Raw genomic sequence first — 19259 nt, 5'->3', positions numbered from 1 at the left:
GCCCGCTGGAGAGGACGCCGATCAGGCGTCGAGCCAGCCGGTCATCGCCTGGGCGGTGCGCTCCGGCGCCTCCAGGTGGACCGCATGGCCCGCGTTGGGGATCGCGCGGAACTCGCCATGGGGGAGGGCGGCGGCCAGGCGACGGCCGATGGCGGTGAACTTCTGGTCGCGACCACCGGCCAGCACCAGCACCGGCACGTCGATCTCCCCGAGCCGAGGCCACAGATCATCCTGGGCTCCGGTTCCGGCCAGGCGCAACGATCCGGCAAGCCCGTCCGCAGTGTTCGTGCGCCGCTCGTCGACGAACTGCGCTGCCTCGGGGAGTCCGTCCCACATCGGCATGGCCAGCCACCGCTCGATGAACACGTCGACTCCGTCCTGCTCGATGCGCTCGGCCAGCGCCTCGTCGGCGCCCCGCCGCTCGGCCCGCTCGGCCGAGGTGGCAAGCCCGGCGGTGGCACCGATGAGCACCGCCCGGCGCACCATGTTCGGGTGAGCGAGCACGAGGTGCAACAGCATCCGGCCGCCGAGGGAGTAGCCGAGCCAGTCGCTCGCCCGTGCCGCTTCGGCGGTCGTCGTCGCCCCGGGGGCCGCCGTTGCCGCCGTTCGCGCGGCGGCCTGGGCGGCCAGCCGGTCGGCGGTCGCCCAACCGTCCGCCGCCGGCCCGCCACCGCCGTGTCCGGGCAGATCCCAGCGCTCTACCGGCCGGCCGTCATCCAGCTGACCGGCGAACGGTCCCCAGCACTGCCGGTTCTGGGTGAAACCGTGGAGCAGGACCAGCGGCGTCGGGGACGGATCGGTCATCGCCCCCGATCCTCCCATAGTGATGCCGGGCTGAAAGGCACAGCGCCGGGTAGTTGCAAGGGTGGTTCAGCACGGAGCTTTGGCGACGCGGGGGATCACCAGCTGCCGAGGATCGGGGCGTACTCTCGACGTGTGGATCGAACGCCGGACGTGGCCCCAGCCGAGGACCCTGCCGTGGCGGTGACCTTTGCCGCCACGTTGATCGACCAGTGGTGCCGCCGGGGCGTTCGCCACGTGATCGTCAGCCCGGGCTCCCGCAGCACACCGCTGGTGATCGGGCTGCAATGGGTGCTCGACCACCAGGGTGCTGCTGCCGGCGATCGGCTACGGGCCCACGTGGTGCTCGACGAGCGCAGCGCGGCTTTTCAGGCGGTCGGCGTGGCCCGGGCCACCGGTGCTCCCGCTGTGCTGGTGTGCACCTCAGGTACCGCTGCGGTCGAATACCACCCGGCGGTGGTCGAGGCGCACCTGGCCGCCCTGCCGGTGTTGATCTGTACGGCCGATCGTCCGCCCGAGTTGCTGAACACCGGCGCCCCGCAGACCATCGACCAGCGGGAGCTGTACGGTCCTTCCGTGCGGGCCTATCTGGAGCCCGGCCCACCGGAGACCTCCGGCCGAGGACGTTGGCGGGCGCTGGCCGACGAGGCCTTCGACGCGGCGACCGGCGCCCGGCCCGGGCCGGTGCAGCTCAACCTTGGGTTCCGCGAGCCCCTGGTGGGGGCGGTGGGTGCGTTGCCCGCCGCCGACTCTGCCGCCAGCCCAGTCGCCGCCCACTCCACCGCTGCCGTCGCCGACTCCGCCGCCGCCTCCCCCCGCTCCGTCGTGGCCGATGATCAGCCTCAGCCTCAGCCTCAGCCTCAGCCTCAGCCTCAGCCTCAACCTCAGCGCCCGAGAACCGATGACGTCGACGCTCTGATCGCCCGGTGCAGCGGACGCCGCGTCGTGGTGATCGCCGGCGAGCGGGCGACGCGCCCCTCGGCCCCGACCGGCAGCGATCACGCCGGGTGCACCGTTGGATACGGGCAGGCGCCGGCCGGGCTGGGCGCATCGTCCACGGCACCTGATGGCCAGCCCGATCGTGTGGCACGCATCATCCTGGATGCGGCGGAGTCGTTGGGGTGGCCGGTGCTGGCCGACCCGCTGTCCGGTCTGCGGCTCGATCAGCCCACGGTTGTGCCCAACTTCGATCCGATGCTGCGCTCGGCGGCGGTGGCCGCAGCGCTGCTCCCCGAAGTGGTGGTCCGCCTCGGTGGGCTGGTCTCGTCCAAGGTGACCGGCCAGTGGCTCTCGGCGGTGCCCGACCAGATCGCCATCGACCCGGCGGGCTGGTTTCCCGACCCGGACCGGGTGGTCACCCACCAGGTGCAGGCCGGCCCTGCCGCGGTGTTCGAGGCCCTGATGGCCGCCCATGGTGCCGACCGGCTGACCGGCGCCCCGGCCGGGTGGGCGGAGCGCTGGCGCCGGGTGAGCAAACGGGTTGAGGTCGCTGTTGAGGACGGCAGACCCAGGGTCGTCGAGGCGGCTGCAGTCGCGGCGGCGCTCGACGGCATGCCCGACGGCGGTCACCTGGTCGTGTCCTCGTCGATGCCGGTGCGCGACCTGGAGTGGTTCGGACCGAGGGTGCCGGCCGGGGTGACGGTGCACTCCAACCGGGGGGCCAACGGCATCGACGGTGTGGTCGCCACCGCCGTCGGGGTCGCCCGAACCGGGGTGCCCACCGCCGCCGTTGTCGGTGACCTGGCCATCCTCCACGACATCGGATCGCTCGTCTCGGCTTCGGCGATCGACAACCTGGCCGTCATCGTCGTCGACAACGACGGTGGGGGGATCTTCTCGTTCCTACCCCAACAGCGCATGTTGCCGGAGGGCGACTTCGAGCGCTGGTGGGGAACGCCCAGTGGGCTCGATCTCGGCGCGATCGGCACGGGCTTCGGCCTTGATGTGGTCGAGGTACAGCCGTCGGTGCTGGCCAACGTCCTGCGGCGACGGTTGACCGCCCACCGCGTGACCGGTGGCGCCGCTGGGGTTCCGGCGAGCCCAACGTCGGGAGAGTCGACGGCACCGTCGACATCCAGCGGTGGTGGCGAGGAAGCGACTCGGATCAGCCGCACCGCCATGTTTCGGGTGGAGTCCGACCGTTCGAACAACCTGGCCGAACACCAGCGCCTGCTCGACCATCTGGTCGAAGCAGCCGAAACGGCACTCGAAGGCTGACGATCGGGGCGAACTCTGCCGCTATCGCGCGCTGGAGGACGCGATAGCGGCAGAGTTCGCCGCTTGGACCGTTGTGACGAAGGGCTCGCACGCTTCTACGATGGCCCCAGCTCACACAGGCCGCTCTTGACGTCAGAGCGGACGGAGGAATCACGTGGCCCCATCTCAGCTCGATCCCCATCCGGACCCGCACCACGACGAGGGGACGGTCACGGTCTCCGACGGTCGCAGGCTGGGCTGGGCGGCCTATGGGGATCCCGATGGTGACCCGGTTCTGTGGTTCCACGGCACCCCGGGTGGGCGCTATCAGGTACCGGTCGGCGTCAACCCCACCGGTCGCTCGACCGGGCTGCGGGTGATCACCCTGGAGCGCCCGGGCACGGGCAACTCGACCAACTACGCCTACCGGTCGCTCAAGCAGTTCGCTCGTGACGTCAACGCGGCCGCCGATCAGCTCGGCCTCGACAAGTTCGCCGTCGCCGGCCTGTCGGGCGGAGGGCCCTACACGCTGGCGGTCGCCCACGAGCTGCCCGATCGGGTGGTGACCTCGGCCGTGTTGGGCGGGCTGGCCCCCAGCATCGGGCGCGGGGCGGTGTTCAGCTACACCCAGATCACCACCGCGGGCCAAGCGCTGCTCAGCCCGATGCGTCGGGCATTTGGGTCGATGATGCGCTTCGGGCTGGACGGGGTGGCCGCCCAAGCCCCGGCGGTGTATTCGGCGTACGCCAAGATCAACGGCCGGGCCGACCTCGAGGTGATGATGCGCCCCGATGTGATGGCGATGTTCATCCACGACATCACCCAGGCGGGGCCGCTGCGGGCCCCGTTTCACGATCTGACCCTGTTCGGCAGGCCGTGGGGCTTTGACCCGGGCAACATCGCCGGCCAGGTTCTGATCTGGCACGGCGATGCCGACCACATCGTGCCGCTGATCCACGGCCGGCGGCTGGCCAAATCGGTCCCCAATTCCCGGCTCATGTTGATGCCCGGCAAGGGCCACTTCGGCGGCTTCTCCGAGGTCGGCGACGTGCTGACGACCATCCGGGGCGTGTGGGACGGGAGTGACCGGGTGACCGGCCACCAGCGCCGCGACAGCGAGGGCAACATCACCAACCGGCGCCCGGTCGGCGAGGAGGCCGTCCAATGAGCGAAGCGTTCACCTGCCCGCGCTGCGCCAACGAGGTGAGCGAGGAGTTCTACGGACCGTGTGGCGAGTGTCGGGCCAGCCTGCGCGCCGCCCATCTGGGAGAGAAGCGCGACGTCGAGGTGGTCGACTACGAGCCGAAGATGAACGTCACGCCCAACGCGGTGGCCTCCAAGGAATAGCACCGTCGTTTTCGGGGAAACCGTTCTCGTGGCGCCCGATAGGGTCCCACTTCGACGACGATCCCGGGGGTTCTCATGAGCGACGACACAGGTGGGCAGGGCGACACGGCGGCCTCAAACGGCAGTGAGTCGGCGAACGGTCGGGCACCTTCGGGCGGCAGCGATCACACCGACCATATGGAGCCTTTGGGCGACATGGAGACGGCGGAGGCTGCGGAGCCGGCCGTTGCGTTCGGCGAGACTCGTGGGGGCGTGCCGATCGGAGGCTGGTTGCTCAAGGCCGATCCGGGCGAGCTCGGCGACCTGGATGAGGCCGGGCTGGTGTGGGCCTGGCCGCTGAACCCGACCTACCGGGTGGAGCTGATGGAGCCGGGCCAGCCGGTGTTTCTGTGGCTGAACGAGGTGGACGGCGACCGCACCCCGGGCCTGATCGGCGCCGGCGTGGTGGCGACGTGGACCGCCGAGGACGATCTGATCGCCCTGGGTGCCGACGGTCTGGCCAGCGACGAAGCGCCTCAGGTGGCCTGCGGCCTGTGGGTCGAGCGGCTGAGCGTGCCGATCGCAGCGGAGTACTTCGCCGCCGAGGAGGCTTTGGCCGGCGCCGAGATACTGGCGTCGCCGCAGATGGGTAACCCGCTGGTGCTCACCCCCGACGAGGTCAACGCCATCTGGGACCGGTTTGATCTGGCCACCGATGCCCCGACCGAGCAGGGTGTGCAGGCCGCCGAGCTCTACATCAACGAACAGACCCAGGAGATGCTGGTGGCGGTGTTGCTCCCCGACCGCCAGCTGGCGATGAAGTACGACCAGCTCGACGACTTGTACTACGTCATCTCGCTGGGCGAGGGTCACGAGGAGGTGGCCGGGCACGGAGAGTTTGATGACCCCATCGCGGCGGTGGCGGCGCTGGTGGCCGAGTGCGAGCCCGGCGCCCGGGAGGCTGCGGTGCCCGAGCGGCGCCCGGACCTGCGCTTGAACATCGACGATCACGAGGTCGTGGCGCTGTTTCCGTGGAGCGAGGACGGTGTGCGGGTGATCAAGGTGGGCGACGAGGCCTTCGAGGTCGGCGGCGAGGGCTGGGACGACGAGGCGGTCACGACGTTTCCCACCTTTGGCGAGGCGGTGCTCGCTTTTGCCGAGGCGGCCTTCGTCGAGACCGACGACGACCTGGAGCAGGAGTAGGCCTCCGGCTGACCTTCGATCAGGGTCGGATCAGGTAGGGCAGCACGGCGGCAAACTTGGCCCGGGTCTCCTCCAGCTCCGCCTGCGGATCGCTGTCGGCGACGATGCCGACCCCGGCCAGGAGGCGGGCGCTGCGGCCGTCGAGCAGGGCGGAGCGAATGGCGACGGCAAACTCGCCGTTGCCGTCGGCATCCACCCAGCCCACCGCCCCGCCGACCCGGTCGCGGTCCAGGCCTTCCAGCTCGTCGATCAGCGCCAAGGCCGGTTCGAGGGGCCAACCGCCCACCGCAGGGGTCGGGTGAAGTGCTGCGACCAGGTCGAGCACCGACGGCACCGGGTGGCTGAGCCGACCCTCGACCAGGGTGGCCAGGTGCAGCACGGCCCCGGCCTCCACCACCTGGGGTTCGGGTTGGGCGTCGAGGTAGGAGCACCAGCCGAGGAGGGCGTCGTGGGCCCGCAGGATCGTCACCTCGTGCTCGTGGCGCAACTTGTCGGAGCGCAGCAACTCGCCGGCGTGGCCCATGTCGACCTTCGGGTCGCCCGAGCGGGGCAGGGTGCCGGCCATCGGTTGGGCGCGCACGGTGTCGTCGATGCGGCTGACCAGCAGCTCGGGGCTGGCTCCGACGAAGCCGTCGATGCAGAACACGTACCCGGCGGGGGCGGTGGGCAGCAGCCGCCGGTAGAGGGCCCCCGGGTCGAGCGTTGCGGTCGAACTCAGCGCCAGCTCGCGGAACAACACCGCCTTCTCCAGGTGGCCCTCGGCCATGCGGGTGGTCATCTCGACCACCTTGGCCATCCAGTCGGCGTCCGACGTGGTGGCCTGGAGCCGAAGCTCGACGGGCTCGTCGCCACCGGTCGCTCCCGATGACGGAACCGTTTCCCCCGGTTCGGATGCGAGCGGTGACGGTGCGGCCTGGCTGCGGTCGGCGTCGATCGTGGTCATCCACGAGGAACGGGCGGCGTCACGCCCCCGGAGCACCCGAGGGATCAGCGCGGTGGCCGGGCGGCGCCGGTCGAAGGGGAACGCACAGAAGGCCACCGGGCCGGAGGCGGGATCGCGGTCGGGACCCCTCCGTTCGATCGCGGCCAGCGCCTGGCTGACCGAGGCCACGTCGTCGGCCCAACCGCTGCGCTCGCCCAACTCGATGCGCGCTGCGGTCCCCTGGGCCACGAGGGTGCGGTTGGGGGAACGAAACGCCAGCGGGTCCTCGCCGAGGTGCCCCAGCGGATCGTCGCCGGTGCCCGAACGGACCGTCGTGGCGGTCAGCCCCGGCCGCAGCGCCGACGGGCCCACCTCAGCTCCGTCGCAGCGTGGCCGTGAACAGCTGGGCGAGGCCACCGGTCAGCTGGCGATGATGGGACCGGTCGAAGCCGGCACCGCCGATCAGGCGAAGGGTCTCGGTCGGTGGCGGCAGATAGTCGACCGAGCGGGGCAGGTAGGCGTAGGCGCGCGCATCGGAGAACCGGGCGCCGATCTTGGGCACCACCTTGCCGAAGTACAGGTCGAACCCGGCTGTGAGCACCGGGTTGGAGGGCTGGCCGACCTCGAGCAGCCCGATGCGTCCGCCGGGGCGCAGCACCCGCGCCAGCTCGGCGAAAAACCGCGGCAGCGACTCGAAGTTGCGCAGCGCAAAGCCGCACGTCACCCCGTCGAGCGAGCCGTCGGGAAAGGGCAACGACAGCGCATCGCCCTGCAGGCGGGGGAAGGGTCGCGGCGCGGCGGCGAGCATGCCCATCGACAGGTCGACGCCGATCGCCGACATGCCGTGATCCTGAAGCTCGTAGACCAGGTCACCGGTGCCGGCTGCCAGGTCGGCGATGATCGACGTGGGGGCCAGGCCCAGGGCGTCGACGGTCGTGCGGCGCCAGCGGACGTCGAGTCGCCCGGTCATGATGCGGTTCACCTTGTCGTAGTTGGGGGCGATCGTGTCGAACATCGCCCGGACCGCTTCCACCTTGGCGTCGCCGGTGGGCAACGGTTGGTCGGGCCGGGGGATCAGCTCCGCACGGTTGGACGGTGAGCCGGGGGTGGGTGAGGGGGACACCGTGGCGAGGCTACGACGCGTCGCGGTGATGGGCGAACCCCCGCTGTCGGGTGCCTGGTTCAGCCCTCGGTGGCTTGCGCTCAGTCGTCGGTGGCTTGCGCTCAGTCGTCGGTGGCTTGCGCTTTGGCCCAGCGGTAGTCGGCCTTGCCGGCGGGGGAGCGGACGATCTCGTCGCGCCGCACGATCGCCTTGGGCAGTTTGTAGCGGGCGACGTGGTTGGCCGCCTCGGCGAGCAGCTCATCCTCGGTCACTGCGTCGGTCTCATCGATGCGGACGACGGCGACCACCTCGGATCCCCAACGTTCCGAGGGGCGGCCGCACACGACGACGTCGATGACCGCCGGGTGGGCGGCGATCGCCTGCTCGACCTCCTCCGCGAAGATCTTCTCGCCGCCGGAGTTGATCGTCACCGAGTCCCGCCCGTACAGCTCGAGGGTGCCGTCGGCCAGGATGCGGCAGCGGTCGCCCGGCACGGCGAAGCGCTCGCCGTCGATCTCGGGGAACGTGTCGGCGGTCTTGGCCTCATCGCCGAGGTAGCCGAGGGGCACGCGGTTGCGCTGGCCCAGCCAGCCCATCTCGTCATCGCCGGGTTGCAGCACCCGCGTCATCGACTCATCGAGCACGACCATGCCGACGTGGGGGGTGAAGCGCCCGGCGGAGACATCACCGCCGGCGCTCGACACCTGACCGGCCTGGGTGCCGGTCTCCGACGAGCCCAGCCCGTCGATCAACATGATGTTGGGCAGCCGCTCCAGCAGCCGTTGCTTGACCGGCGTGGACAGGATGGCGCCGCCGGAGGTCAACACGAACAGGGAGGTCAGCTCGGCGTCGGTCGCGTCGATGGCGTCGAGCAGCGGGCGGGCGAAGGAGTCGCCGACCAACAGCAACACGTTGGCCTCCTCCCGGGCGATCAGGTCGACGACCGATGGGGCATCGAAGCGGTCGACGACGTCGGGAACGATCACCGTGCCGCCGTTGGAGAAGCTGGTGAAGGCTGCCCAGTGCGCGGCCCCGTGCATGAAGGGCGGGGCGGGGACGGTCTTGACCGGGTTGGCGGTGGTGGCGGCGGCGACGAGGGCCTCGATCGACTCCCACTCGTCCGGGCTGCCGAAGGGCCGGCCGCCGAGCGACGCAGCGTGGATGTCGGCCTGGCGCCACATGACGCCCTTGGGCATGCCGGTGGTGCCCCCGGTGTAGAGCAGGTACAGGTCGTCGGGCGACCATGATGCCCGTAGGTCCGGGTCGAGGTCTGGCGAGGCGGAGGCGAGCGCCTCCTCGTACCAACGGGCGCCATCCAACAGCTCGTTGCCCGAGTCATCGGCAACCTGAAGGAGCATCTTTAGCTTCGGCAGTTGGGGCAGCACCTCGGCGAGGGTGGGGGCAAACGCCGAGTGGTAGATGATCGCGGAGGCGCCGCTGTCGGTGAGCAGGTACACCAGTTCTTCGGCCACGTACCGGTAGTTGACGTTGAACGGTGCGGTGCGGGCCATGTACCCGCCGAGCATGCCCTCCAGGTATTCGTTGCCGTTGTGCAGGTACAAGCCGACGGTGTCCTGGCCGATCTGGTGGTTGGCCAGCTCGGAGCGGGGGGTGTGTGCGCCGAGCCCGGCGCCAGCGAGGACGTTGGCCAGCCGATGGCTGCGCTCGCGCACCTGGTCGTAGGTAAGGCGGCGATCGCGAAACACGATGGCCTCGCGGTCTCCAATGGCGTCCGCCAGTGACTCGAAAACCTCGGCGACGTTGCTCTGGAGGCGGCCAGTCGACATGCATGCTCCCCTGGTATGGCGGATGAACGGGGCAGCCTAGATGAGCGCTCGGCGGCCGGTCAGTCCCGGCAGACCGTGCCGTCGTCGGGCAGCTCGAGGTCGTTCAGGTAGGCGGCGCTGATCTCGTCGACGCACGGGTTGCCGTAGCTGGTGTGCCCGGTTCCCTCGTGGGTGAGGAGCACGGCGTTGTCCAGTCCTTCTGCCATCGCCTCCGCCTGGCTGAACGGGGTGGCGGCGTCGCCGGTGTTGCCGATGACCAGGATCGGGTTCGATCCGGAGGCCGAGGGAAACGGGCGCGGTTCGACCGGGGCGACGGACCAGTTGGCGCACGGCAGCAGTTCGTTGCCGATGCTGCCGCCCAGGCGCGGGGAGATGTCTTCGAGGCGTTCGACGAAGGCGGCCCACTCGGCATCGCCCATCGGGTGCGCCTGATCGATGCACTCGATCGCCAGGTACGGGGTGTAGTCGGTGCTGTAGTACTGGGCGGCCAACGACAGAAGCGCCGTCGGATCGCCATCGTCGGCCTGCTGGAGGGCGGCGGCGAACGCGGGGCCGCCGTCTGGTGAGTAGGTGGCCGAGATGGCGGCGGTCGCCAACTCGGCCGGTCCCAGCGTGTCGCTGCCCAACCCGATCGGCGACCGCTCCACCCGATCGGCGAGGCGGTCGTACAGTTCGGCGACCCCACCGTGGGGACAGGCGTCGCCGCAGGCGTCGAACATGGCGTCGAGTGCCCGGTCGAAGCCGCGGGCCTGGGCGGTCAGGTAGGTCTCGAGGTCGGCGCCGGGGTCGACCACCCCATCGAGGACGATCGCCCGCACCCGGTCGGGAAACTGCTCGGCGTAGAACGCGCCCAGTGCGGTCCCGTAGCTGAACCCGTAGAAGCTCAGTTGCTCGTCGCCGAGCGCCCGGCGGATGGCCTCCATGTCCTTGACCGTGTCGTCGGTGGAGATGTGGGCCAGCCGGTCGCTTGCGGCGCGCTCGCAGTCCTGGGCGATCTCCGTCGCAGCGTCGGCGAGTTCGTCGGCCTCCTTGGCGTCGTCCGGGGAGGGGTCGAGCGTCCGGAAGTCGTCGACCGGCGCGTCGCAGTCGACCGCCCCGCTGCCGTTGGTGCCCCGCGGGTCCCAGCCAACGATGTCGAAACGGTCCCGTAACCCGTCGAAGGGATCGGCGAGGAAGACATAGTCGAGCAACTCGATCCCGGACCCGCCCGGTCCGCCCGGGTTGACGAGTACCGACCCACGAGGGTCGCCTTCCGCCGGGCGTCGGGCGATCGCCAGTTCGAGTTCGGCGCCGTCGAGGTCGTCCCAGTCGAGGGGAACCCCCACGGCTGCGCACTCGAGGACGTCGCAGTCCTCCCAGTTGATCGGCTCGGGGGTGAACCCGCCCAGCGGGTCGTCCTCCGGGGTCGGATAGGCGGTCGGGGGCGGAGCGGTCGGCCGAGTCGGCGCGCCGGTGTCGAGGCCGGGCGAGCACGCCCCGGCCAGAGTGGCCATCGCCATCGCCAGGGCAATCGCCGCCACCCGCACGCTCCGACGGGCCGTCGTCGCTCGCCGGGGGGTCGTCACCGCCTGCGCCCCGGGCACCACTGTGCCAACCGGCTGGAGGGCATTACTCGTAGTAGCGGAAGATGATCTCGGCGACGCAGCTGGGCTTGGGCGCGTCCTCGACCTCGAAGGTGAAGGTCATCGTCACCTGGGCGCCGTTGTTGGGGAGGTCCTCGACCGAGTCGAGCTTCGCTCCGAGTCGCAGGTTGGAGCCGACGGGCACGGGCGAGGGGAAGCGCACCTTGCCGGCGCCGTAGTTGACGCCCATCTTGATGCCCGAGACGGACATGATGCTCGGCATCAACACCGGGCCGAGTGACAGCGTCAGGTAGCCGTGGGCGATCGCTCCGCCGAAGGGGCTCTCCTTGGCCGCCCGCTCCGGGTCGACGTGGATCCACTGGTGGTCGCCGGTGGCGTCGGCAAACGTGTTGACGCGCTCCTGGGTGATCTCCAGATAGTCGGAGTAGCCGAGGTGCTGCCCGACGAGTTCCTTGAGTCCTGCGATGCCGTGTACTTCGGTAGCCATGGCCGAGAGTCTGCCACGCGGTGGCAAGCGGGCTGGAAGCCGGCGGGGGAGCCCTCAGTGAAACCAGGTCTTGACGTAGCTCTTCGATTGGGTGTGCAACAGCAGCCCGATCAGGGCGACCTCGAAGAGTAGGGACAGCGGCTGGTTGAAGCCGAGGATGAAGCCGAGCTCGAGGACACCCACTTGGAACGACAGATAGGCGCGCAGGATGAACGGCGAGAACGCCGCGACGACGGCGACGGGATAGCCCCGCTTCTCCTCGTTGGCCAGGCCCAAGCCGCCGAGCACGTAGGCCGCCACCGAGGCTGCGAGCAGGATCAGGGTGATCCCCCCGAGGCCTCTTCTGCCGCCCAGAATGTTGATGAGCAGAAAGAAGGCGTCGAGGTAGAGCAGAATGTTGGCGATCTGAAGCGTCTGGGGGAGTGACGAATTGAACCAGCGGCGTCCTGACATGGGCGACAGTGTTGCAGTTGCTGCCCGGTCCGACCTGGTCGGGGTGGCGCTGGCCGCCGGGGCGGGCCGGCGGCTGTGGCCGTTGACGCTGGAGCGCCCGAAGGTGCTGTGCCCGGTCGGTGGCCGCCCCCTGCTCGGGTGGGCGCTCGACTCGCTGGTCGGCGTGGTCGATGAGGTCGTCGTCAACGTGCATCACCATCCGGCCGTGATGCTGGCGTGGCTGGAGTGGGCGTGCGGCGGTCGGGCGGGTGGAGGCGGGCCGCCGGCCGACTTCTGGCGCTCCTTTGCTTCGCGTCCGCCCGAGTTGCCCACCGGTGCGGAGGTGACGCGGATCGGCACGCTGCCGGTCCGGGGGCCCGCTGCGCCCGGCCCGGAAGCCGACCTGTGGGCCTCGATCGAAGGCCCGGAGGCGCTGGGCACCGCCGGTGCTCTTGGTTCTCTGGCGGGTTTTCTCGATGGGCGTGGTGTGCTGGCGGTCAACGCCGACACCCTCACCAACGCCAACCTGGCCCAGGTCGTCGCCGCGTGGGACGGCGAGCGCCCCCTGGTGGCCCATGGCGGTCCCGGCGGGTTTCGCCCTGGGGTCGATGTGGTGGCCTCGATCACCCCGTGGGAGTCGATCGTCGGGCTGCCCGCCACGTCCTCCGGGCTGTTCGGCCACTTCTGGCGCAACGCTGAGACGTCCGGGGCCCTTCAAAGCCTGTCGGTCGATACCCGGGTGTTCGATTGCGGCACCCCGCAGCGCTACCTGGCGGCCAACCTGGCCGTGGCGGGCGGGCTCACCTCCATGGAGGGCCAACCGATCGCCACGCCGTCGCCGGTAGGGCTCACCCGTAGCGTGTTGTGGAGCGGGGCCGAGGTGATCGAGGGCGAGGTGCTCGATGGGGCGATCCGCACGACCGCCGGCCGAACCGTGCTGGTGCGCCCGGTCCCGACAGTGGCCGGGCACGCTGCATAGACCTGCCTAGACCAGCGTCGGACGGTCGCTCAGCGGCGGGGGGAGCTCAGCGTCGGTGGGGGGCGGCGAGGGCCACAGCCGATTCGCCACGGGTGCGCGATGCCAGCTGGCCGCAGGCGGCGTCGATGTCGTCGCCCCGGGTGTCGCGCACGGTGACGGTGATGCCCGCCCGGGCCAGGCGCTCGCGCGCGAAACGAACCCCGGCCGGGGGCGTGCCCTTGGTCGGCCAGCCCGGGGTTGGGTTGAGCGGGATGAAATTGACGTGGGCTCGGGCCTGGTCGGCCAATTCGATCAGCGCATCGAGCTGCTCGGGCGTGTCGTTGACGCCGTCGATCAGCGCCCATTCGAAGCTCACGCGGCGCCCGGTCTGCTCACGCCAGTCGATGGCGGCATCGACGAGCGATTCGAGGTTGTGGCGGCGGTTGATCGGCACCAGCTCGTCGCGCAGCGCATCGGTGGCGGCGTGGACCGAGATCGCCAGGCCGACCGGCAGCTCTTCGGATGCCAGCCTGCGGATGGCGGGCACCATGCCGACCGTCGACACGGTCAGGTGGCGCGCCGAGAGCCCGACGTCGTCGCGCAGCCGCCGGAGCGTCGCGACGGTGGGGCCGTAGTTGGCCAGCGGTTCCCCCATCCCCATGAAGACGACGTTGGAGACGCGCCGAGGTGAAACGTGCCGTGCCACCATCACCTGCTCGACGATCTCGCCGACGCTGAGGTGGCGGGTGAAGCCATCCTGGCCGGTGGCGCAGAACCCACAGGCCATGGCGCAGCCCGCCTGGCTGGAGACGCACACCGTCGCCCGGTCGTCGTAGACCATCAGGACGGTTTCGATCGTGGCTCCGTCATGCAGCGCCCACAACCACTTCACTGTGTCGCCCCCGTCTCCGGTGCTGCGGCGCACCTCGGTGAGGGCGGGCGGCAGTTCCTCGGCGAAGCGTTGGCGCAGCGCCTTGGGCAGGTTGCTCCAGTTCTCGGGCGGGCCACCCTGCACGTAGAGGCCGTCCCAGAGCTGATCGACCCGGTACGACGGCGCGTTCCCGCGCCGCTCCGATCCCGCAGCGAGCCAGTCGGCGAGGCCGTCTCGGTCGAGGTCGTAGGGGCCGACGACGGTGCTTCGGGGGCTCATCGGTCGGGGACCGGTGCGTAGGCGACGTTGGTGTGGTGGATGGCGTAGCCCATCGCCTCGTACAGGCCGAGCGCCGCCTCGTTGTCGGCCTCGGTCCACAGCATGGCCACCTCGGCGCCGCGCACCCGATGCTGGTGATCCATGCCCACCTCGACGAGGGCCCGCCCCAGGCCCCGCCCCCTGGCATGGGCAGCGGTGGCGATCACATACACCTCCCCCAACGACGGGTCGTCGCCGTCGGCAGGATGAAACTTGGTCCAGCAGAAGCCATCGAGACCGCCGCCCTGGTCGGTGCCGTCGTTGGCGCTCTCGTCGGGGAGGGCATCGACGACAAAAAACCCCTCGAAGTCGACCCAGGGCGCCGCCAGCTCGATCGCCAGGCCGGCGCGTTTCTGATGGCCCTGGTCGGGGTGCCAGGCGAACGCCTCGTTGTTGAGTGCCAGCCAGGCATCGATGTCGCGATCGGCGTCGAAGGTCCGGAGGCCCGGGACCTGGGGCGGTGGGTCGAGGGGGAGTGGGCGGCGCAGTTGCACCAGCGTGCGCACCCGTTCCCAACCGGCGGCTGCCGCGATGTTGTCGGCGGCGTCGTCGGGGGCCTCGATCCACCATTGGGGTCGTTCGGTGCCGGGGTCGTCGGCTGCGCGGCGCAGGTCGGCCACAAGCCAGTCCCGTTGCGCCGCATCATCGAAATCGATCGCCTCGTAGGTCAGCCGGGCACCGGCGTCGTCGTTCTCGCAGTGGCGGATCGGGGAACTCACCACTCCAGGTTAGGCGGGGAATGTGGAACGCGCCGCCCGCCGGCTTCCGATGCCGTACGTGACAGTCCTGTAAATGTGACGCAAGGCACAATCATGGTCAACCTCACGTTTGGTGGTCAAAATGGTGGCAAACCTAGGGGGACTGGGATAGATCGACCAAGGAAGGCGCTGGTAGTTCGCCATCTGCTCTCTTTTGGTCACTCTCCGTGTGGGCTCGACACCGGAGTGAAGTGGACATCAAATCGTAACCTCAGTAGCTTCCGGGCTTGGCCAGGCTCCGCCGCCTGGCCACATGGCGTCATCGGGATCCCGCCACCCGTTGCGCTCACTGGAGCCCCCTCGGGGGCTCCAGTCTCTTTTTGGCACATGTTTTGGCAGACACCGCGCAGGTACCTGCTCGTTCGGGCGGCAAGCGGCCGCCCCCGACGTCCTAGCATCGCCCCCGACGTCCTAGCATCGCCGCCATGCGTGCAGTCGTGCTGAGAACCCATGGTGGCCCCGAAGTGCTGGCGATCGAGGAGGTGCCGGACCCATCGCCCGGGCCGACCGAGGTGATCGTCGATGTGGCCGCCACCGCCCTCAATCGGGCCGACCTGTTGCAGCGTCGTGGGCTGTACCCCGGCCCGCCGATGAGCCATGAGATCCCGGGCATGGAGTACGCCGGCACGATTGTGTCGCTCGGTGAGCGGGTGACGCAGTGGTCGGTCGGCGACCCCGTCATGGGGATCGTCGGCGGTGGCGCCTACGCCGAACAGATTGTGGTCGACGAACGCCAGGTGATGGCAGTGCCCGAGAAGATCGGCCTGCCCGATGCGGCTGCGATTCCCGAGGCGTTCCTGACCGCCTTCGACGCCTTGGTTGTCCAGGGCGGGCTCACCTCCGGTCGCTGGGCGTTCATCCACGCCGGCGCCTCGGGCGTGGGCACCGCCGCCATCCAGATCGCCAAAGCGATCGGCGCCCGGGTGATCGCCACCGCCTCCGAGCACAAGCTGGAGGCGTGCCGGCGCCTTGGGGCCGACGTGGTCGTCGACTACCGCAACGACGATCCGGTCGCCCGGGCCAAGGCTGCCACCGGCCCCGGCGGCGTGCACACCGTGCTCGACGTCGTCGGAGCCGACACCCTTGCCGCCAACCTCAAGGTGGCCGGCACCGGCGCCCGAATCGTTCAGGTGGGCACGATGGCGGGCGGCAGCGGTGAGATCAACCTCGGGGCGCTGATGATGAAGCGGGTCGCCCTGATCGGCACCGTGCTGCGCTCCCGTCCCGCCGAGGAGAAGGCTGCGCTCGCCCAGCGGGTGGCCCTCGAGCTGTTGCCCCTGTTCGACAGCGGGGAGCTCCGCCCGGTGATCGACACGACGTTTGCGATGGACGACATCGCAGTTGCGCACGAGCACATGGAGGCCAACGCCAACGTGGGCAAGGTGCTGATCACGGTCGGGGCCGGCCGGTGAGCACCCCGCACATTGCCGCCCCAGACGGGGCGTTCGCCCCGTCGGTTCTGCTCCCGGGGGATCCGCTGCGGGCCCGCTGGGTTGCCAACGAGCTGTTGAGCGGCGCCGTCGAGGTCACCTCGATCCGAGGGATCCTCGGTTACACCGGCACCTGGGAGGGCTCCGAGGTGTCGGTGATGGGCACCGGCATGGGCGTGCCGTCGATATCGATCTATGCCACCGAGCTCGTCCGCCACTACGAGGTCGAGAACCTCGTGCGGATCGGCTCGTGTGGCGCCCTGAGCGATGACGTCGCCCTGCGGGATGTGATCGTCGTCTCGGGCGCCTCGACCGACTCCGGCGTCAACCGCCGCCTGGTGGCGGGTTACGACTTTGCCGCAACGCCCGACTTCCGCCTCACCTGCGCCGTGGTCGAGGCCGCCGAGGCGGCGGTTGCCGCTGCCGACCCGGCGGGCGGACGGGGGGGTGACGGCCCGGGCCCAAGCGTGCGGGTGGGACGGGTATTCACCTCCGACACCTTCTACGGGCAGCCACCCGAGGAGATGGAGCGCTTAGGGGCGACCGGCCATCTGGCGGTTGAGATGGAAGCGGCCGGGCTCTTCGGCGTCGCCGCCGCCAAGGGGGTGGCGGCGGCAGCGATCATGACGGTGTCGGACCACCTGGGCGACGACACCCACCTCAGCCCGGAGGAACGTCAGGTGGGGTTCTCCACCATGGCGGTGGCCGCCCTCGACGCGATCGCCGGGGCGGCCCTCCGGTAGGGAGCCGTTCGGTCAGCGGATCGAGAAGGGGACGTAGTCGCGTGCGTCGGCGCCGATGTACACCTGGCGGGGCCGGATGATGCGCTGATCCTGATCGAGCAGCTCGCTGTAGTGCGCCAGCCAGCCGGCGGTGCGGGGGATGGCGAAGAGCACGGTGAACATGTCCATCGGAAAGTCCATCGCCTGATAGATCAGGCCCGAGTAGAAGTCGACGTTGGGGTAGAGCTTGCGGTCGACGAAGTAGTTGTCGGCCAGCGCCACCTCCTCGAGCTTCAGGGCGATGTCGAGCAGCGGGCTCTTGCCGGTGACGTCGAACACCTCGTACGCGGTGCGCTTGATGATCGTGGCCCGTGGGTCGAAGTTCTTATAGACCCGGTGGCCGAAGCCCATCAGGCGCTCTTCGCCTTCCTTGACCCGCTTGATGAACTCGGGGACGTTGTCGATCGAGCCGATGCGCTCGAGCATGCGCAGCACGGCTTCGTTGGCGCCGCCGTGACGGGGCCCGTACAGCGCGGCCGCCGCTGCGGCGGTGGCCACGTAGGGGTCGGCGTGGGCCGAGCCGACGGTGCGCATGGCCGTGGTCGAACAGTTTTGCTCGTGGTCGGCGTGCAGGATGAACAACACGTCAAGCGCCTTGGCCAGCACCGGGTTGGCGTCGTAGCGGGGCTCGGCGGTCTTGAACAGCATCGACAGGAAGTTGGCCGAAAAGTCGAGCGAGTTGTCCGGGTAGACGAAGGGCATGCCGCGGCTGAAGCGAAAGGCACCGGCGGCGATGGTTGGCATCTTGGCGATCAGGCGCACGATCTGCTTGCGGCGCACCTCAGGATCGAAGATGTCCTTGGCCTCCGGGTAGAAGGTGGACAGTGCTGCGACCGTCGCCACCAGAATGCCCATCGGGTGGGCGTCGTGGTGGAACCCTTCCAGGAACTTCTTGCGGACGTTCTCGTGGATGAAGGTGTGGTGGGTGATCTCGTAGCGCCAGGTCTCGAACTCCTCGGCGGTTGGCAGTTCGCCGTTGACCAGCAGGTATGCCACCTCCAGATACGACGAGCGCTCGGCGAGCTGCTCGATCGGATAGCCGCGGTAGCGCAGGATGCCGTTGATGCCGTCGAGCTCGGTCACTTCCGAGTCGGCCGACGCGGTCGTTCCGAAGGACGGGTCGTTGAACCACACCCCGGGCATGAGGTCGTTCCAGGGTTTGGAGGCGACCCCACCCTTGTCGATGGGAATGTCAACGGATTCGCCGCTGCGGTTGTCGGTGATGGTGATGGAGTCGGTCACGTCGGCCATCGTATCGAGCGTGCGCCGTCCGTCACGAGGCACCTGCGCCAGATGTTCGGGCGCGGATGCCGCCCTGGTGGGCTGCGGAGGCGGTCACCACCTCAACGATCGCCTCGGCGACGGTACGCGCCGCAGCCGAGGGCATCCCCGGGCGGCGCTGGGCCAGGCCCACCGTCCGTCCGGCGATGTCGTCGAACGGGATGGCGACCCAGTCCTGGCTGCCGCCATAAGGGGCGGCCGATGCGGGCAGGACGGCGGCGCCAAAGCCCGAGAAGGCCAGCGAGGCGATCAACCGCAATCCCTCGATCTCGGCCTTGGGCAACAACTCGACGCCGGCGGCGGCGCAGCGGGCGTCGAGTAACGCCCGGAAACGGCTACCGGGCACGTCGAGGATCACCTCCCAGCCGTCGAGATCGACCACCGAAACGCGCGAACGCCCGGCCAGCGGATGGGCGACGCCGACGACCAGCACCAGGTCTTCGGCGAAGAGCGACACCATCGACACGGCGGGGTCGTGGGATGACTCGGAAACGACCGCCAGATCGAGGTCGCCCTCGACCACCCGGGGCAGGAGCACCGACGTGGTGCCGTCCAGCAGGGTGACGTGAATGCCGGGGTGGGCCACAGAGAGGTGGTCGAGGAGCAGCGGCACCAACCACCGGGCCGTCGTGCCGATCATGCCCACGCGAACCTGTCCCACAACCTCGTCGCGCAGGGCGGCCAGGTCGGAGGCAAGGGCCTCCAGCTCGGTCTCGATGCGCTGGGTACGCGCCGCCACCACCTGCCCCTCGGGTGTCAGCTCGTTGGTCTCCCGCTCGATCAGCGTGACGCCCAGCTCCCGTTCCAGCCGGGCGACGTGCGCCGAGATGTTCGACTGCACGGTCGAGAGCGCCCGTGCTGCGCCCGAGAAGCTGCGATGGGCGCCAACGGCACTGACCGCCCGGAGTTGTTTGATGTCCACCGGGGCACCCTACTCCGGCTATCACTAATTACGATGTAAGATATCTGCCTAAACTGCTTGCCGGATTGCTTGCTCCGGTTTATCGTGTCCATATCAAGAC

18 protein-coding genes are annotated in these 19259 nt (G+C 69.8%); 7 read left to right on the top strand and 11 right to left on the bottom strand.

Annotated features, from left to right (window positions below):
* Window positions 1–21 precede the first annotated feature (21 nt).
* The gene (locus PKD89_RS07815) at window positions 22–804 is read right to left on the bottom strand and encodes an alpha/beta fold hydrolase (protein WP_289012460.1); all 783 of its coding nucleotides are present in this window, start codon (window positions 802–804) and stop codon (window positions 22–24) included.
* A 132-nt stretch (window positions 805–936) separates the two neighbouring features.
* On the opposite strand from PKD89_RS07815, the gene menD reads away from it, so the two are divergent.
* The 4 genes from menD to PKD89_RS07795 all read left to right on the top strand — a co-directional run bounded on the left by menD (window position 937) and on the right by PKD89_RS07795 (window position 5526).
* Complete coding sequence (gene menD, locus PKD89_RS07810; RefSeq protein ID WP_289012461.1) at window positions 937–3018, top strand: 2-succinyl-5-enolpyruvyl-6-hydroxy-3-cyclohexene-1-carboxylate synthase; 2082 nt, start codon at window positions 937–939, stop codon at window positions 3016–3018.
* Between the two features lie 154 nt (window positions 3019–3172).
* Window positions 3173–4165 carry an alpha/beta hydrolase gene (locus PKD89_RS07805; RefSeq protein ID WP_287379371.1) on the top strand — a complete coding sequence of 331 codons (993 nt, stop codon included), beginning with the start codon at window positions 3173–3175 and terminating at the stop codon, window positions 4163–4165.
* On the top strand, window positions 4162–4344 hold the full coding sequence (locus PKD89_RS07800; RefSeq protein WP_287379372.1) for a hypothetical protein: 183 nt from the start codon (window positions 4162–4164) through the stop codon (window positions 4342–4344). Before PKD89_RS07805 ends, PKD89_RS07800 begins: the two co-directional genes overlap by 4 nt.
* Before the next feature lie 75 nt (window positions 4345–4419).
* Complete coding sequence (locus PKD89_RS07795; protein WP_289012462.1) at window positions 4420–5526, top strand: hypothetical protein; 1107 nt, start codon at window positions 4420–4422, stop codon at window positions 5524–5526.
* A 19-nt stretch (window positions 5527–5545) separates the two neighbouring features.
* Here the strand turns inward: PKD89_RS07795 and PKD89_RS07790 are convergent, their stop codons facing one another.
* The 6 genes from PKD89_RS07790 to PKD89_RS07765 all read right to left on the bottom strand — a co-directional run bounded on the left by PKD89_RS07790 (window position 5546) and on the right by PKD89_RS07765 (window position 11860).
* The gene (locus tag PKD89_RS07790; RefSeq protein WP_287379374.1) at window positions 5546–6820 is read right to left on the bottom strand and encodes an isochorismate synthase; all 1275 of its coding nucleotides are present in this window, start codon (window positions 6818–6820) and stop codon (window positions 5546–5548) included.
* A 1-nt stretch (window position 6821) separates the two neighbouring features.
* On the bottom strand, window positions 6822–7571 hold the full coding sequence (locus PKD89_RS07785) for a ubiquinone/menaquinone biosynthesis methyltransferase (protein WP_289012463.1): 750 nt from the start codon (window positions 7569–7571) through the stop codon (window positions 6822–6824).
* Between the two features lie 101 nt (window positions 7572–7672).
* Window positions 7673–9337, bottom strand: a complete 1665-nt coding sequence (locus PKD89_RS07780; RefSeq protein ID WP_289012464.1) for an acyl-CoA synthetase — start codon at window positions 9335–9337, stop codon at window positions 7673–7675.
* Window positions 9338–9396: 59 nt separating this feature from the next.
* Window positions 9397–10857: an alpha/beta hydrolase gene (locus tag PKD89_RS07775; RefSeq protein WP_289012465.1), complete on the bottom strand. Its 1461-nt coding sequence runs from the start codon at window positions 10855–10857 to the stop codon at window positions 9397–9399.
* A gap of 88 nt (window positions 10858–10945) precedes the next feature.
* On the bottom strand, window positions 10946–11407 hold the full coding sequence (locus PKD89_RS07770; RefSeq protein ID WP_287379378.1) for a MaoC family dehydratase: 462 nt from the start codon (window positions 11405–11407) through the stop codon (window positions 10946–10948).
* A gap of 54 nt (window positions 11408–11461) precedes the next feature.
* A complete protein-coding gene (locus tag PKD89_RS07765) occupies window positions 11462–11860 on the bottom strand; it encodes a hypothetical protein (RefSeq protein WP_289012466.1) in 399 nt (132 codons plus the stop codon).
* On the opposite strand from PKD89_RS07765, the gene PKD89_RS07760 reads away from it, so the two are divergent.
* Window positions 11859–12818: a nucleotidyltransferase family protein gene (locus PKD89_RS07760; protein WP_289012467.1), complete on the top strand. Its 960-nt coding sequence runs from the start codon at window positions 11859–11861 to the stop codon at window positions 12816–12818. The two genes, PKD89_RS07765 and PKD89_RS07760, sit on opposite strands and share 2 nt — an antisense overlap.
* 46 nt (window positions 12819–12864) lie before the next feature.
* Here PKD89_RS07760 and rlmN read toward each other — a convergent pair whose 3' ends face one another.
* Window positions 12865–13947 (bottom strand): 23S rRNA (adenine(2503)-C(2))-methyltransferase RlmN, encoded by a 1083-nt coding sequence (rlmN, locus tag PKD89_RS07755; protein ID WP_289012468.1) that lies wholly within the window; start codon window positions 13945–13947, stop codon window positions 12865–12867.
* Window positions 13944–14705: a GNAT family N-acetyltransferase gene (locus PKD89_RS07750; protein WP_289012469.1), complete on the bottom strand. Its 762-nt coding sequence runs from the start codon at window positions 14703–14705 to the stop codon at window positions 13944–13946. The genes rlmN and PKD89_RS07750 overlap by 4 nt, the downstream gene beginning before the upstream one ends.
* 464 nt (window positions 14706–15169) lie before the next feature.
* On the opposite strand from PKD89_RS07750, the gene PKD89_RS07745 reads away from it, so the two are divergent.
* Window positions 15170–16156 (top strand): NAD(P)H-quinone oxidoreductase, encoded by a 987-nt coding sequence (locus tag PKD89_RS07745; RefSeq protein ID WP_289012470.1) that lies wholly within the window; start codon window positions 15170–15172, stop codon window positions 16154–16156.
* On the top strand, window positions 16153–16917 hold the full coding sequence (deoD, locus tag PKD89_RS07740; protein WP_289012471.1) for a purine-nucleoside phosphorylase: 765 nt from the start codon (window positions 16153–16155) through the stop codon (window positions 16915–16917). Before PKD89_RS07745 ends, deoD begins: the two co-directional genes overlap by 4 nt.
* A gap of 12 nt (window positions 16918–16929) precedes the next feature.
* On the opposite strand, the gene PKD89_RS07735 is transcribed toward deoD, so the two are convergent.
* Window positions 16930–18207 carry a citrate synthase gene (locus PKD89_RS07735; protein ID WP_324332357.1) on the bottom strand — a complete coding sequence of 426 codons (1278 nt, stop codon included), beginning with the start codon at window positions 18205–18207 and terminating at the stop codon, window positions 16930–16932.
* 22 nt (window positions 18208–18229) lie between these two features.
* Window positions 18230–19159 carry a LysR family transcriptional regulator gene (locus PKD89_RS07730; protein ID WP_289012473.1) on the bottom strand — a complete coding sequence of 310 codons (930 nt, stop codon included), beginning with the start codon at window positions 19157–19159 and terminating at the stop codon, window positions 18230–18232.
* Between the last annotated feature and the right edge of the window lie 100 nt (window positions 19160–19259).

This window comes from Candidatus Neomicrothrix sp. (assembly GCF_035329545.1).
GTDB classification, from domain to species: domain Bacteria; phylum Actinomycetota; class Acidimicrobiia; order Acidimicrobiales; family Microtrichaceae; genus Microthrix; species Microthrix subdominans.
Note: the sequence above shows the minus strand (reverse complement) of the source record. Positions and strands in the feature narration are given on the sequence as shown.

Coding starts and splice junctions, on each gene's coding strand:
- PKD89_RS07815 (WP_289012460.1), bottom strand. CDS start 804: ATGACCGATCCGTCCCCGACGCCGCTGGTCCTGCTCCACGGTTTCACC.
- PKD89_RS07800 (WP_287379372.1), top strand. CDS start 4,162: ATGAGCGAAGCGTTCACCTGCCCGCGCTGCGCCAACGAGGTGAGCGAG.
- PKD89_RS07795 (WP_289012462.1), top strand. CDS start 4,420: ATGAGCGACGACACAGGTGGGCAGGGCGACACGGCGGCCTCAAACGGC.
- PKD89_RS07780 (WP_289012464.1), bottom strand. CDS start 9,337: ATGTCGACTGGCCGCCTCCAGAGCAACGTCGCCGAGGTTTTCGAGTCA.
- PKD89_RS07770 (WP_287379378.1), bottom strand. CDS start 11,407: ATGGCTACCGAAGTACACGGCATCGCAGGACTCAAGGAACTCGTCGGG.
- PKD89_RS07760 (WP_289012467.1), top strand. CDS start 11,859: ATGGGCGACAGTGTTGCAGTTGCTGCCCGGTCCGACCTGGTCGGGGTG.
- PKD89_RS07765 (WP_289012466.1), bottom strand. CDS start 11,860: ATGTCAGGACGCCGCTGGTTCAATTCGTCACTCCCCCAGACGCTTCAG.
- rlmN (WP_289012468.1), bottom strand. CDS start 13,947: ATGAGCCCCCGAAGCACCGTCGTCGGCCCCTACGACCTCGACCGAGAC.
- PKD89_RS07745 (WP_289012470.1), top strand. CDS start 15,170: ATGCGTGCAGTCGTGCTGAGAACCCATGGTGGCCCCGAAGTGCTGGCG.
- PKD89_RS07735 (WP_324332357.1), bottom strand. CDS start 18,207: ATGGCCGACGTGACCGACTCCATCACCATCACCGACAACCGCAGCGGC.